Genomic DNA, 15,237 nt, shown 5'->3' on the forward strand with positions numbered 1-15,237 from the left:
TGCTGATACGTTGGGAAAATGTCAACAAATAAATCATCAAATTGCATAATTAAATATAAATACAGAGAATAACTGATTGGACAAGAGACTTTTATGGGAATAGAGGGTGTTGATGATTTAGTCAGGCGTGCAGATATTACGCGCGACCAAATATAAAGTTTTGTAAAAAAATTAGCTATCTGCATAAAACCTAGATAACAGGGCGATGTATAGATACAGACGTTGAATATTCCCTCAACAAAGTCTCAAACCTCATATTTTAATCTTTTTCCACAGGAAAATTAACTTATGGTTCAAACATTAGAACGCCCAACAACAGTAGTCAAGAGTACCTATACTCCCCCTAATCCCAAACCTTTATTACCGGATCTCGATCCAAAAACTGAACCCAAGGAGACAGAAGAAACTACTGCACCTGCGGAGACAGAAGAAACGCCTGCGCCTGCGGAGACACAAGAAGCTTCATAATCAAGGCCCATCACCAGGTATACTAGATTGCTAATGCCTTACCAGACGCTATTTATAGCGTTTTTTTTTGGTAATTTTTCAGCAGAGGCAAATTCTGGAGATGGGTAAAAGTTGGAAAAATTTTGCTTGTAAACTGGGTATAGCAACTCTTAGGGGAAGCAGTATAAGCTTGTTGATGAGCAACTGCGTATTTGCCCAGAGTGTGATTATTCCCGATAATAACCTTGGTAATGAAAGTTCTCAAGCGATCGCCAATTACCAAAATGCTACAGATGCGATCGCAGGTGGGGCAATACGCGATCGCAATTTATTCCACAGTTTCCGAGAATTTAACGTCAGTGAAGGACGTACAGCCGTTTTCTTGAGTCCTAACGGTAATATTCAAAATATCCTCGTGCGGGTGACTGGGAATAACCGCTCGGAGATTTTTGGCAAGCTGGGTATATTGGATTCTAATGCCAATTTATTTTTTATTAACCCCAACGGCATATTTTTTGGTGCTAATGCCCAACTGAATATAGCTGGTTCCTTTGTTGCTAGTACAGCCAGTGGCATTAAATTTGCTGATGATACAGTTTTTAGCGCTACTAATCCCCAAACAGCACCGCTATTAACCATTAGTACACCTGTGGGGTTGCAATTTGACAAACTAGGGGGAGAAATCAATCATTATGGCTCCCTACAAGTACCTACAGATAAAACTTTAGCTTTAGTCGGCGGGAATGTTAATCTATTTGGTAACGGTCAATTAGATCCCAATCGGAGAACGCTCAAAGTTATTGGTGGACAAATTGCGATCGCGGGAATCTCAGCACCAGGGACAATCCAAATCAATCTTGATAGTCAAAATCAGCCTTTAAGCTTTCCTGATAACATCACCCTAGCCGATATATCATTGCAAAATCTTGCTGTCATCTTAACTGATGGACTTGATGGTGGTTTTATTCAACTCCAAGGTAGACAAATTCAACTTACCCAAGGTTCAATAGCCCAAGCAGAAAACTTAAGCAGTGAAGATGGCAGAGGTATAGTTGTGCAAGCACAGCAGTTAACTCTGGAAGATGGTTCCCAAATTACGGCTAGTGTAGGTGAGAATATCACAGGTTCTGGAGGCAGTTTAACAGTTAAAGTCTCAGACTCAATTCAAGTCAGGGGAACTATCCCCCCTGGTAAACCTTTTGCGGGTGCGCCCAGTGGTTTAGTTACCAGAAGCTTTGGCGATGGTTCAGCTGGAGCCTTGACTGTAGAAACCAAAAAATTAATTATTGATGGTGGGGGAAATATTACCACTACTGCTTGGCGAGGTAAAAGTAATAGCGGCATATTAACAGTCACCGCCTCAGACTCAATTTTTCTCGATGGCGCTTCTTTTGAGGATTTCCCTAGCGGCTTGTTTTCCCAAACTCTCCGTTTAGGAAATGCAGGTTCCATAACAATTAATACCAGACAGTTTATTGCCAAAAATGGCGGAGTTGTCACCGCCGGCACAGGGAAAGATAGTCAAGGTAAAGGAAGTAACCTGACAGTAAATGCTTCTGAATTTATCGATTTAAGCGGAGTCTCACCCCGCGATAAAGATCCTAGCGGTTTATTTGCTCGCAGTCGCGGTACTGGTGAAGCGGGTTCCTTATTCGTAAATACACCAAAACTAATTCTCAGAGATGGCGCAAGATTGACAGTAGAAGCGCTAAAAACAGGAAATGCAGGTACATTGGCAGTTAATGCCACAGAAATGCGTTTGGAAAGACAAAGTAAAGTAGTTGCGGAAACTGTCTCTGGTAATGGTGGCGATCTCAGACTAGAAATTCAAAATTTACTATTGTTACGCGATCGCAGTCAAATCTCCACCACCGCAGGCACAGCTGGTGGTGGTGGTAACGGTGGTAATATTACCATTGATACCCCCAATGGCTTTATTGTTACCGTCCCCAAAGAAAATAGTGATATCACAGCTAATGCTTTCGCCGGTTCTGGTGGGAGAGTGCAAATCAACGCCTATGATATTTTTGGCATTGAACAGCGCAGCCGAATAGATTTAGTAACATTGCTCAACACTAACGATCCGACTAAACTTAATCCCCAACTGCTACAAACCAACGATATTACCGCCATTTCCCAAACAAACCCCACCTTAAACGGCGTAGTTGATATTAATACCCCAGATGTTGATCCCAATAGTGGCTTAGTCAACTTACCTACCCAACCGATAAACTTGAAAGTAGACGAAACTTGTAAAGTAATTGTCGCTAATAATAAAAGTAGTTTTACCATCGCCGGACGCGGGGGTATACCTTCCAGCCCCACAGAAACCTTGAGTAGTGATGCTGTCATGGCTGATTGGATTGCGGTTGATAGCATTCGTCAACCATCCTCTCAACCCACCGCTAACCTAGATTCCCCCCAATCTCCCAGCGCCAACATTGTAGAAGCGACAGGATGGGTAATTAATCCCCAAGGTGAAGTTGTACTCACAGCCAATGCATCGACCGCAGAAACTCACAGTTCTTGGTACAAGTCAAGTGATTGCAACATACCTCATTGAATCAATTCAAAATTCGCGCATTAAATACATTTTCACTCGCGGAGTGTTTGCGGTACATGAATATATTCTAGAGGGCATGGCAGTGCCATGCCCCTACCATCTGTCATATTCTTTTTTTAAATTGGTATGACTATTGACCATTGACTATTGACCATTGACTATTGACCATTGACTATTGACAACCCATCACCAGTATTTTCCTTACTGTCTCCTACTTGCTTGATAGTTTAAGACTGAAGTCCCTGGCTCTGAGATAATAAATAATGTTTGTCTAATCAATTAAGGAATACCAAAAAGGCAATTATCCGGGAATTTAGGGTATTTACGGGAATTTCGGGAATTTTTACCTTGGCTGTTCCTTATTTTCAATTACGAATTAGTCAGCCATCCTTTAGATGATGTCAAGAGAGGAATTTATGAACTGGATTCAGGTTATTGCTGAAAACGAACTACCACCAAATGAACGCAAAGTAGTCAAAGTTGAAAACCGTTCTATTTTACTAGTTCACCATAACAACAAAATTTACGCATTAGAAAATTCTTGCCCGCACATGAAATTACCCTTAAAGAAGGGCAAAATTACAGAAGAAGGTGCTATTGTCTGTCCTTTTCACCGTAGTGCTTTTGACTTAAATACTGGTAATCCTACTGAGTGGATTACTTTTCCACCTGGGATTAATAAGCTCATGGGTTTAGTCTCTCAGGAAAAAGCGATCGCTGTTTTCCCCACCCGCGTAGAAAATGGCAATATTTTGATCGGCGTGTAAAGCCTACCAAGTATTTCTTGTAGGTTGGCACGATCTCTCGATATATCTTTTAAGGTATAGCTGGAGATTGTGCTTCCTGATTTCATTACTTTGGTGCAAGATGAGAACTAACCAGCCTGCCAAATTCTGATGGTTTTATCTTCGCTGGCACTAGCGAGAATTTTAGCATCGGGGCTGATATCGAGAGATAAAATACTACCAGTATGTCCGGTGAGGGTTTGTAGCAATTGTCCTGTTTGTAAGTTCCAAATTTTGATGGTGCGATCGCCACTTCCACTAATTAAAGTCTGTCCATCTGGGGTAATGACTAAACTTTCGATTAAACCTTTATGTCCTTCTAGCTGTTGTTGTAGCTTTCCTGTTTGTAAGTTCCAAATGTTAATGGCGTTACCGTAACCGCCACTCGCAATAATTTGTAACGCTGAACTAATAGCCACTGTACGCACAAAACCAGGGTTATCGGGAATAGTGCGCAGGAGTTCGCCATTATCTAATTGCCAAATTTTAATGGCGCGATCGCTCCCTCCGCTAGCAATCAATTTACCATCAGGACTAATGGCTGCGGCGTACACTAAACCGCTATGTCCGGATAAGGTTTGCAGTAAATTTCCTGTCTGTAATTGCCAAATTCTAATCGTTTTATCCCTACTCCCAGTTACCAACAGTTGTCCGTTAGGACTAATCACCAGGGAATTAATCAAGTCAAAATGTCCCCGGAGGACGCGCTGTGGTCTGTTGACGTTCAGATGCCAAATTTTGATTGTATTATCGTTACTACCGCTCACAATTGTCTGTCCATCAGCTGCGATCGCTGCGACTATCCACATTCCCGTATCATTTAGCATCATTTGTTGCTTACCTGTTTGCAGGTTCCAAATTCTGATTGTCTTATCGTTGCTGCTACTAATCAAAATTGGCGAATTTTTACTAAAAGCAACAGATCTGACTAAGTTTCCATGTCCACTGAGACTATAAGCAAAAGCTGCTGCTTGGAATTGTGGTTTTGATTGCGGTTTTGATTGCGGTTGTGAGTATGGCTGTGAGTTTACAGGGGTATAGCCGCGCTGTATAGATAAAATATAATCACGCCCTTGCAGCGCTTGGGTAAACTGAGGATTGATCGTCAAAGCGCGATCGTAATCTGCAAGTGCAGCATCATAATTACCCAATTTTAAATACACATTACCTCGATTACACCAAGCCTCACAATAACTAGGATTTATTTGTATCGCTTGGTTGAAATCTGTCAGCGCACCTTGGTAATCTTGGCGTTGCAGTTTATCTAAACCCCACAAGTGAAAAGTTTGTGCATTATCTGGGGATTGGTTGTGAAAAACTGGTACGGTGGGTGGTATATTCGATGTCCGATACTGCAAATCTTGTAAAACTTCTGCTGCACTTTGATATCTTTCTCTCACTAAATGCTTCAGCAATTTATCAAGAATCTGTCCTAAATCCTCGCTAATACTTAAACCTTGTTCTCTCAACCTTTCTCGCCACAACCAGCGCGCCTCTCTTACATCATAAAGCGAGTCAGCCAAATTACCGTAAGCATCATGTAACGGCAAACATCTAGTTAACAACCGCGCACAAGTCGCACCCAAAGCATATAAATCGCTTGCTGGGTAAGCGTATCCTTGCATTTGTTCTAAAGGCGCATAACCAATTGTATAAATTCCCGTTCCTTGACGCGCTAAAGTTGTTTGGGTGACTTGTTTCGCACCGCCAAAGTCAATCAGTACCAATTTGCGATCGTAGCTTCTGCGAATAATATTTTCTGGTTTAATATCTCGATGAATGATATGGCGATCGTGAACAAATTGGAGAATCGGCAATAAATCATTTAACAATTCTCGAATCTGCGTTTCATCAAACGCATGTTGTTGGAGTTCTGTAGCTAAAGTTTCCCCAGGAATAAATTCTTGCACTAAATATAAATTTAATCCTTGCTCAAAATAAGCCACCAGTCGGGGAATTTGGGGATGATTTTCTCCCAATTCAAATAAACGCTTGGCTTCTTCTTTGAACATTTCCGCCGCTTTTTTCAACGCGCCTGTACCTTGCACTTGGGGAACAAACTGCTTAATGACGCAAGACGCTTCTAATCTATCTATATCTTTGGCTTCATAGGTTTTACCAAAACCACCTTCACCTAATAATCGGCTGATGCGGTAGCGGTTTTTGAACAATGTACCAAAATTATTAGTACCACAACTAGTGCAAAATCTATTGTTATCAGGGTTAAAAGGATTTGAGCAATTCAGATTTTGACAGATTTGCATATGTAAATAATTTAAAATTTATTAAATTTATCGATAACCAAGCTAGAAACGTTGTATTATTTAAAGTTAATATTTTTTTAATTGATAAATTAGCAATACTTACTGATACTATTTTAGTATTAAACTTGCGTAAAAAATTTTAACTAAAATTTAAATTTATTGGTAAATATTACAAAATATTAATAAGCGTAAAACCATTAGCCATGACTAATGACCAATGACAAATTACTGCAAAGCATAATTTTTGAATATATTTAACCGCAGAGTAGACAGAGGGCACAGAGAGTAGAAGATGAGTTTATCTGAGAATTGATGGTAGTAAACTTGGGGCTAATAATATTGCATAACCAATAAAGGCAAATATCCCGGTAATTAAAACAGTAAATATATAGCTAATACACATCAATAAACCATCAGATTCGATGGTGGCTACTGCTAATAATAAAATACCGACGGTAGGTAGAGGATTGGTAAAGGGAATTGGTGAAATCAGGAGTATTGTTAATAGAGAAATACAAAATCCATTGAATCGCCAAGCCCAACGACTATTAGCAATTTTTCCTAGTCGGGGACGCGCAATTTTTTCAAATATTCTGGTAACTCGGCGTAAGTTATTCAATAATATATGCGCGAAGCGACGCGGAAATTGATAGTTAGCTATTTTTTGAGGTAGCCAAGGCGATCGCCTGCCTAAAACCATCTGCATTGATAATATCAAACAAGCAGCACCAAAGGGCCCGGTTAATCCCGGTGGCATGGGAAATAAAAATGGTAAAACTAATAAAGCTATTACCAAGCTAAAACCACGTTCGGAAGTTTTAGCCAGAATTTCTCCTAAGGTTAACGGCTGTTCGGCTAAATTTTGCAGCAGTGACTTAATTTCTTGAGAAAATCTCAGGTGCGTTTGGCTTGATTCGAGGCGATTTTCCACAATACCCAGGTTTAGTTAAGTAAATCACTGATAAAGATATACATTTGTTCTACTCGGAATTCCGTAAAAAATCAAATTTTATCTATGTTTAATATCTTCTGTATTACTAATTTACCAGTCATTAATTAAAACTGTTCTCCTCCTGTCGGGACAAACACGGATATGGCTTTGGGAATAACGTAAAAATGCGCAGGTGTATAGGTAGTAATTTCACCATCGGTATTGATGGGGCGGGGTTTTCGCGTATAAATTACTATGTCTTGACCTTGCAAATCTCTTACTTGTTTCGCTTGGATATGTTTTCCTTGGCGCATAGCGGGAAGCAAAGGTATAATTTGCCACCAATAATTTATTTCTATGCTGTAGAGATCTAGTCTTTGATCGTCAATCGTAGCATCATGAGCTACTGCCATTCCCCCACCATAATAACGACCATTACCTACAGCGATTTGTACAGTGCGCACGCGAATTGATTTACCATTCATGCGAATTTCAGCGCTAAATGGTCGAGATTCCCAAACTACTTGTAATGCTGTAGCAAGGTAAGCTAATACTCCCCAGCGACGCTTGACTTCTTTGGTAAGTCGTTGAGTGATTTTTACACTCAATCCCATGCTAGCAACGTTGAAAAAATGCTTACCATTTACCCATCCTAAATCAATCCGTTGCTGCTGACCGTTGGCAATAATTTTGCAAGCTGCGGTTAAAGAATTAGGTATTCTTAAAGTTCTGGCTAAGTCGTTGGCTGTACCTAAAGGTAAAATACCTAAAGGTAATTGTGTTTTTACTAATGCATCGGCTGCAGCATTAAGTGTACCATCACCCCCACCAACAATTACTAAGTCCACTTGATTGCGATAGTGGAGGATAATTTCATGAATTTGATGGGGTTTTTCTGTAGATTCTTCTATTAAATCAAAGCCTGATTTTTCTAAACATTGAATTGCTTCTGCGAGGCGCTTTTGTCCGTGGCGAGCATGACGATTTACCAATAGCAGTGCGCGGGGAATCATGGATATTACCTTTAATATCGTCAGTTTTTAGTTGTCATTGGTCATTGGTCATTGGTCATTGGTCATTTGTCATTTGTTATTTGTAAGTAGGTAATATTTATGTGTTTTCTTTATGTTCTTATACCCTGATATCATGATTGTGATGAAATTTACTTGTAATCTGTTGAGACAAAGGTTTTTATATTGTCGGCGTTACTTTTTTAGAGGGTGTTTATTTAGTCTAGCTTTATTAACTTTGGGTGTACTCATCCCCAGGAAATGGAGTTATCAACAGCAGGATAATTGTAATTTAGATGTTTGTATTTCTAATACAGGTATTCATTCTAATATAATTTTGCCCACAAAGAATTATGCTTTTGATTGGCACGAGTATATATCTGTAGAGGGAATTGGTATAGATAATTTCAATGATTACAATTATCTCAGCTTTGGTTGGGGCGATCGCGCTTTTTATATGTCAACGCCTTCTATGGCAGATTTGCAATTGTCTACTACCTTTAAAGCTTTATTTTTACCTACTCCTTCAGTACTATATGTTAAAGGTTACCAATTAATACCAGATAATCTAGAGGTTAAATGTATTAAAGTTAATAAAAATAACTATTTGCAACTAATAAAATTTATTCAAGCTACTTTTAAGGTAGACGATCGCGGTAGAGTTATCCGCATTGGTAATGGTCACACTACTAATGCTGGCTTTTATGATGCCTTTGGTAGTTATTCAATATTACGAAATTGTAATAATTGGACAACAGAAGCTTTAAGACAAGCTGATGTGAATACTCCGCTTTGGGGTGGGCTTTCGGCGGCTATTATGTTGCAATTAAGAAGTGGGTGTGAGACGCGATGAACCCTTGTCTGTACAATAAATGGTCATTTGTCAGAATTTGAGGCGACAAATAGCAAATTTATTCCCCTAGTCCCTAGTCCCTAGTCCCCTATTTTCAAAACTACCTTTCGCCAATTAAAGTAAACGCCGCCCAATCGCCGGGGGAAGAAAACTTCTCCTTCGTCTTCAACATCGCCTGACGCAACGCCAGCGCTTTATCTGGCTGAGTTTGCAAACTCTTATAAAATTCCACCATTAAATATTGTGTCGGTGCATCCGGTACTTGCCATAGAGAAACTAACACGCTGGGAACACCCGCAGAAATTAAGGAACGCGATAACCCAATTACACCATCACCAGAAAGTTTTCCTTTCCCCGTTTCGCAAGCACTGAGAACTACTAATTGCGCTTTTAATTTTAAATCTAATATTTCCTCAGCTTTGAGTAAACCATCATCTTTTCCCGAAGGTGCAAGGGCTATCCAGCTACCCAAACCCCGGTAATCATCAGCCCAACCGTGAGTAGCTAAATGAATCACATCAACCTGTGATAAGCGTTGCAGAATATTTGCTTTAGTTGCATCTTTACCCAGAATTGCCTTAGTTTTTAATAAATCAGCAATAGTTTTTGCTTCTTGTTCCGCCCCTGGTAGTGGATCTAACCGTGTTCCCGGTTTACCTGGTTCTGTAGATACTACAGGCATAGTAGGATTACCGACAATCAAGGCATTCTGATAATTAGTTTGTCTCCCTTGCTCTAATTGATGAGTAAAGTTTAACACCTGAATTGCTGGGGCAGTGAGAATGGTATGTTTTTCAACTAAATATTTACCTTGTTCATCTCGCAAAGCTGGAAAAGGTGCAAGAAATAAAGAACCTTGGGGAATGAAAATAACTCGCTCGCTAGGGTTTTTTGGTAATAAATCAGCGATATTTTTAATTAAGATATCATGCAATTTTTGTAATGGCTTTTTAACATTTGCAGCCTCAGGATTTTGACTGACAGTAATACCGCCGCGACCTCTACCCACACCAATATTTATCCGACTATTGGTAATCAATTCATCTAAAGTTGTATTATCTTTTTGCCATAGTGGTTTAAGGTCAACTTTGCGGAATGTGACTTCCCCTGTTGGTTTGACAACCCAAATATAGAGGTTTGATTCTTTAGTTTGTTGTTTACCTCCTACTTTGAAATCATCAGTAATAATTGAATATTGAATGAAAGTGGCATTTTGCTGTTGAGCAATTTGTTTAATCTCGGCAATTGTCGGTGATTGTGGTGATTTATCCGCCTGTTGATTGTTAGTAGATACACGAGATGCTAACAACTCAACAAACGCCCTAGCGCGACCACGTTCGGCAATTTCTAAAGCTGCATCGGTTTTATTTTGAGCGATGAGGACTTGTTGTAAAGTTCTGTAGGTGTTGCTTTGGGTGTCAAAAAGTGAAATTTTGTTAGTATCAGCTAACTTTTTACCTCGTAGAGATTCATAAACCTGAATTCCCTCATACAGGGTTTTCTCTGCTGCGGAAAGATTTCCTTGTTTGTAAAAAGCATATCCTAGATTATTTAAAGATTGTCCCTCGCCTAATTTATCTTTAATTTCTTTGGCGATCGCTAATCTCTGCTGCTGGTAGTCAATCGCTTTTGGGTAGTCTCCCAAAGAAATGTACGCATTACCGAGATTACCCAGCGCCTGACTCTCGCCTAGTCTATCTTTAATTTGTTTGGCGATCGCTAAACTCTGCTCGTAGTACTCAATCGCTGTTGGGTAGTCTCCCAATGCATAGTAAGCAATACCGAGATTACCCAGCACCTGTCCCTCGCCTAGTCTATCTTTAATTTCACGGGCGATCGCTAATCTCTGCTGCTGGTAGTCAATCGCTGTTGGGTAGTCTCCCAATGCATAGTAAGCATTACCGAGATTACCCAGCGCCTGACTCTCGCCTAGTCTATCTTTAATTTGTTTGGCGATCGCTAAACTCTGCTCGTAGTACTCAATCGCTGTTGGGTAGTCTCCCAATGCATAGTAAGCATTACCGAGATTACCCAGGGACTGTCCCTCGCCTAGTCTATCTTGAATTTCTTTGGCGATCGCTAATCTCTGCTGCTGGTAGTCAATCGCTGTTGGGTAGTCTCCCAATGCATAGTAAGCATTACCGAGATTACCCAGCACCGTACCCTCGCCTAATCTATTTTTAATTTCTTTGGCGATCGCTAAACTCTGCTGCTCGTAGTCAATCGCTGTTGGGTAGTCTCCCAATGCATAGTAAGCATTACCGAGATTACCCAGCGCCTGTCCCTCGCCTAGTCTATCTTGAATTTCTTTGGCGATCGCTAATCTCTGCTGCTGGTACTCAATCGCTTTTGGGTAGTCTCCCAACTGAAAGTAGGCAATACCGAGATTACCCAGCGCTTGTCCCTCGCCTAGTCTATCTTTAATTTCTTTGGCAATTGCTAATCTCTGCTGCTGGTACTCAATCGCTTTTGGGTAGTCTCCCAACTGAAAGTAGGCAATACCGAGATTACCCAGCGCCGCACCTTCGCCTAGTCTATCTTTAATTTCACGGGCGATCGCTAAACTCTGCTGCTGATACTCAATCGCTTTTGGGTAGTCTCCCAAGGCTTTGTAAGCAAGACCGAGATTACCCAGCGCCGCACTCTCGCCTAGTCTATCTTTAATTTCTTGGGCGATCGCTAAGTTCTGCTGGAAGTACTCAATCGCTTTTGGGTAGTCTCCCAATGCACCGTAAGCAAGACCGAGATTACCCAGTGCTGCACCTTCGCCGAATGTGTCTTTGATTTCACGGGCGATCGCTAAGTGCTGCTGGAAGTACTCAATCGCTTTTGGGTAGTCTCCCAACTGAAAGTAGGCAAGACCGAGATTACCCAACGCCCCACCCTCACCTTGACGGTCTTTAATTTCTCGGTAAATAATTAGTGCTTGTTGCAATGATTGTAATGCAGCTTCAAATTGACTGGTTTGATACTGCTGATTACCTTGATTAAACAGTCTATCAGCTTCGGCTTTCCGCGCCTGTGGGGTTTGGGCTAACGCCTGGGTTATTCCCACTGTGGGTAGGTTGATGGGTGTTTGGGCGATGGTGGTGAGTAGGGCGATTAGGCTAACAAGTGCGATTTTCTGTAACTTCATGGGTGTTACTGCGGTAATCTTGTCAGTAGCATATATCTCTGTAATGGCAAAGCCTATGCAGTTTTGGTGAAATTTGTTTTTGGCATCAACGGCAGCAAAACAATGTTACATTACCCCCATCGTTGGTTGGTTGGGGCACGGCATCTACAAATTTTCGCTGATACAGATATTTGATCGGTGTCCATTGGTGTCAACTTAACGCGAAACCTGCTTGGCGATAACGTTCTGCCCTCACCCCCAGCCCCTCTCCCACCAGGAGAGGGGAGCAAGAGATTTAATTCCCCTTCTCCTGGGGGAGAAGGGGTGAGGGGATGAGGGCGAGGGTTTTTGTACAACACGCGCTGTATATAGCTTTTAGCTTAAGTTGACACCTATAATCGGTGCCGTGCCCCTACATGCATTTCCACGCTCATAAAAAAAGCTATAAATTGGTTCACAAAACCTGTAAATGCGATCAATTGCAGATTACCTTTCGCCAATTAAGGTAAACGCCGCCCAATCACGGGGGGAAGGAAACTTTTCTTTCGTTTTCAACATCGCCTGACGCAAAGCCAGTGCTTTATCTGGTTGAGTTTGCAAACTTTTATAAAACTCCACCATTAAATATTGTGTCGGTTCATCCGGTACTTGCCATAGAGAAACTAGCACACTAGGAACGCCGGCAGAAATTAAGGAACGCGACAACCCAATTACACCATCACCGGATAGTTTACCTTTACCCGTTTCACAAGCACTAAGAACAACTAATTGAGCTTTTAATTTTAAATCAAATATTTCCTCAGCCGTGAGTAAGCCATTATCTTTACCCGATGGTGCTAACGCAATCCAGCTACCTAAACCCCGGTTATCATCAGCCCATCCGTGAGTAGCTAAATGAATTACATCTGCTGTTGATAGGCGTTGCAGAATATTGGCTTTAGTCGCATCTTTACCAAGAATTGCTTTAGTTTTTAACATATCAGCAATCGTCTTGGCTTCTTGTTCCGCCCCTGGTAGTGAATCTAACTGTCTTGCAGGTTGATCTGGTTCCGTAGAGACTACAGGCATAACGGGATTCCCGGCAATTAGGGCATTATTATAATTTGTTGTTCTCCCCTGTCCTAATTTTTGAGTAAAATCTAATACTTGAATTGCTGGGGCGGTGAGGATGGTATGGTTTTCCAGCAAATACTTACCTTGTTGATCGCGCAAAGCTGGGAAAGGAACAAGAAATAAAGAACTTTGAGGGATGAAAATAACTCGATCGCTCTGGTTTTTTGGTAATAAATCAATAATATCTTTAATTAAGATGTCATACAATTTTTTTAAGGGTTTTTTACCTTTAGCAGACTGAGAATTTTGTACTGGTAAAATACCGCCAGCATTTCTACCTCTAAAAGCACCAACTCCTGTGCGAATTTGGGTAACTAATTCATTTAAATTTGTATTATCTTTTTGCCATAAGTATTTCAGGTCAACTTTGCGGAATGTAACTTCATCTGTTGGTTTAATAACCCAGATATAAAGGTTTGATTCTTTCGATTGTTGTTTACCTGCTACTTTGAAATCATCATAAATAATAGAATATTGCACAAGGGTGGCATTTTGCTGTTTAGCAATTTGCTTAATCTGGGCAATTGTGGGTGATGAAGATGATTGATTAGTCTGTTGATTTTGAGTAGATAGGCGAGATGCTAACAACTCAACAAACGCCCTAGCCCGACCACGTTCGGCAATTTCTAAAGCTGCATCAGTTTTATTTTGAGCAATGAGAACTTTTTGTAAAATTCTGTAGGTGCTACGTTGGGTGTCAAAAAGATATACTTTATTGGTATCAGATAATTTTTGATTTCGCAGAGATTCTTTAACCTTAATTGCCTCATATAATGTTTTCTCAGCAGCGGGAAAATTACCTTGTTTGTAGAAAGCTAGCCCTAAATTGTTTAAAGATTCACTCTCACCACTACTATTTTTGATTTGTTGGGCGATCGCTAAACTCTGTTGTTGGTACTCAATAACTTTGGGGTATTCTCCTAAAGCCAGATAAGCATTACCCAGATTACCCAGGGCGTTTCCTTCTCCTAATCGGTCTTTAATTTCACGGGCGATCGCTAAACTCTGTTGATAGTAGTCAATTGCTTTTTGGTAATCTCCCAAAGCCTCAAGCGCCAAACCAATATTACCTAAAGCCTGTTCCTCCCCTAAGCGGTTTTTGATTTGTTGGGCGATCGCTAAACTCTTTTGATAGTACTCAATGGCTTTTTTGTAATCTCCCACCGCATAGTAAGCATTAGCGATATTACCCAGGGCGTTTCCCTCACCTAAGCGGTCTTTAATTTCCACTGCGATCGCTAAACTCTGTTGTTGGTAATCAATCGCTTTTTGATAGTCTCCCAAAGAATAGTAAGTAACACCGAGGTTACTTAAGGATTTTACCTGACCTACTCGGTCGTTGATTTGTTGGGCGATCGCTAAACTCTGTTGTTGGTAATCAATCGCTTTTGGATAGTCTCCCAAAGAATAATAAGCAGCACCGAGATTACTCAGGGGTCTACCTTCTGCAAAACGGTTTTTGATTTCCCTAGCAATGACTAAACTTGAGGAATGGTAATCAATAGCTTTTGGGTAATCTCCCAACGCAGCGTAAGCAAGACCGAGATTCGAGAGTGCATTACTCTCACTGAATCTATCTTTAACTTCCACTGCGATCGCTAAAGTTTGCTGGAGGTACGCGATCGCTTGTTTGTAGTCTCCTAAAGCGTGATAAACAATACCGAGATTACCTAATGATTGTCCCTCACCTTGACGGTCTTTAACTTCAACTGCGATCGCTAAACTCTGCTGATGATACTCAAGGGCTTTTTGATAGTCTCCTAAATCATAGTAAACAAGACCGAGATTACCCAGCACTGCACCCTCACCTTGACGGTTGTTGATTTCTCGGAAAATAATTAGTGCTTGTTGCCACGATTGTAATGCCGCTTCAAATTGACTAGCATCATACTGCTGATTACCTTGCTGAAATAGTTTGTATGCTTCGGCTTTCCGCGCCTGTGGGGTTTGCGCTGACGCTTGGGTTATTCCCACAATGGCGCTTTGCTTAATTGGTGTTTGTCCAATGGTGATGAGTAGGGTAATGAGGGTAATCAGTGCGATTTTGCGTATTTTCATCGGTGTTACTGAGGTAATCCTGTCAGTAACATATATCTCTGTGATGGTTTAGGCTATGCAGTTTTGATGAAATTTTTTCTTTGTCAGTTGGTGATTGT

9 protein-coding genes are annotated in these 15,237 nt (G+C 40.8%); 4 read left to right on the forward strand and 5 right to left on the reverse strand.

The features are described 5' to 3' along the window. The first annotated feature begins 288 nt into the window (after nt 1-288). The 3 genes from AACW45_RS01435 to AACW45_RS01445 all read left to right on the forward strand — a co-directional run bounded on the left by AACW45_RS01435 (nt 289) and on the right by AACW45_RS01445 (nt 3,777). Nucleotides 289-468 (forward strand): hypothetical protein, encoded by a 180-nt coding sequence (locus tag AACW45_RS01435; RefSeq protein WP_190626939.1) that lies wholly within the window; start codon nt 289-291, stop codon nt 466-468. Nucleotides 469-643: 175 nt separating this feature from the next. Beyond that, entirely contained in the window at nt 644-3,010 is a 2,367-nt protein-coding gene (locus AACW45_RS01440; protein WP_242045434.1) for a filamentous hemagglutinin N-terminal domain-containing protein, read from the forward strand. A 416-nt stretch (nt 3,011-3,426) separates the two neighbouring features. Beyond that, a complete protein-coding gene (locus AACW45_RS01445; protein WP_096642154.1) occupies nt 3,427-3,777 on the forward strand; it encodes a Rieske (2Fe-2S) protein in 351 nt (116 codons plus the stop codon). Between the two features lie 107 nt (nt 3,778-3,884). Here AACW45_RS01445 and AACW45_RS01450 read toward each other — a convergent pair whose 3' ends face one another. The 3 genes from AACW45_RS01450 to AACW45_RS01460 form a co-directional block, all read right to left on the reverse strand. Then, the gene (locus AACW45_RS01450; protein ID WP_190626941.1) at nt 3,885-6,059 is read right to left on the reverse strand and encodes a protein kinase domain-containing protein; all 2,175 of its coding nucleotides are present in this window, start codon (nt 6,057-6,059) and stop codon (nt 3,885-3,887) included. 298 nt (nt 6,060-6,357) lie between these two features. Continuing rightward, nucleotides 6,358-6,990 carry an exopolysaccharide biosynthesis protein gene (locus AACW45_RS01455; RefSeq protein WP_190626943.1) on the reverse strand — a complete coding sequence of 211 codons (633 nt, stop codon included), beginning with the start codon at nt 6,988-6,990 and terminating at the stop codon, nt 6,358-6,360. 125 nt (nt 6,991-7,115) lie between these two features. Continuing rightward, the gene (locus AACW45_RS01460; protein WP_190626945.1) at nt 7,116-8,003 is read right to left on the reverse strand and encodes a lipid kinase; all 888 of its coding nucleotides are present in this window, start codon (nt 8,001-8,003) and stop codon (nt 7,116-7,118) included. Nucleotides 8,004-8,115: 112 nt separating this feature from the next. On the opposite strand from AACW45_RS01460, the gene AACW45_RS01465 reads away from it, so the two are divergent. After that, the gene (locus tag AACW45_RS01465; RefSeq protein ID WP_242045435.1) at nt 8,116-8,853 is read left to right on the forward strand and encodes a TIGR02117 family protein; all 738 of its coding nucleotides are present in this window, start codon (nt 8,116-8,118) and stop codon (nt 8,851-8,853) included. A gap of 100 nt (nt 8,854-8,953) precedes the next feature. Here the strand turns inward: AACW45_RS01465 and AACW45_RS01470 are convergent, their stop codons facing one another. Beyond that, nucleotides 8,954-11,989 (reverse strand): CHAT domain-containing tetratricopeptide repeat protein, encoded by a 3,036-nt coding sequence (locus tag AACW45_RS01470; RefSeq protein WP_190626946.1) that lies wholly within the window; start codon nt 11,987-11,989, stop codon nt 8,954-8,956. 465 nt (nt 11,990-12,454) lie between these two features. Then, nucleotides 12,455-15,139, reverse strand: a complete 2,685-nt coding sequence (locus tag AACW45_RS01475; RefSeq protein ID WP_190626949.1) for a CHAT domain-containing protein — start codon at nt 15,137-15,139, stop codon at nt 12,455-12,457. Nucleotides 15,140-15,237: the final 98 nt, after the last annotated feature.

This window comes from Calothrix sp. FACHB-168 (assembly GCF_963889195.1).
GTDB classification, from domain to species: Bacteria; Cyanobacteriota; Cyanobacteriia; order Cyanobacteriales; family Nostocaceae; genus Aulosira; species Aulosira anomala_A.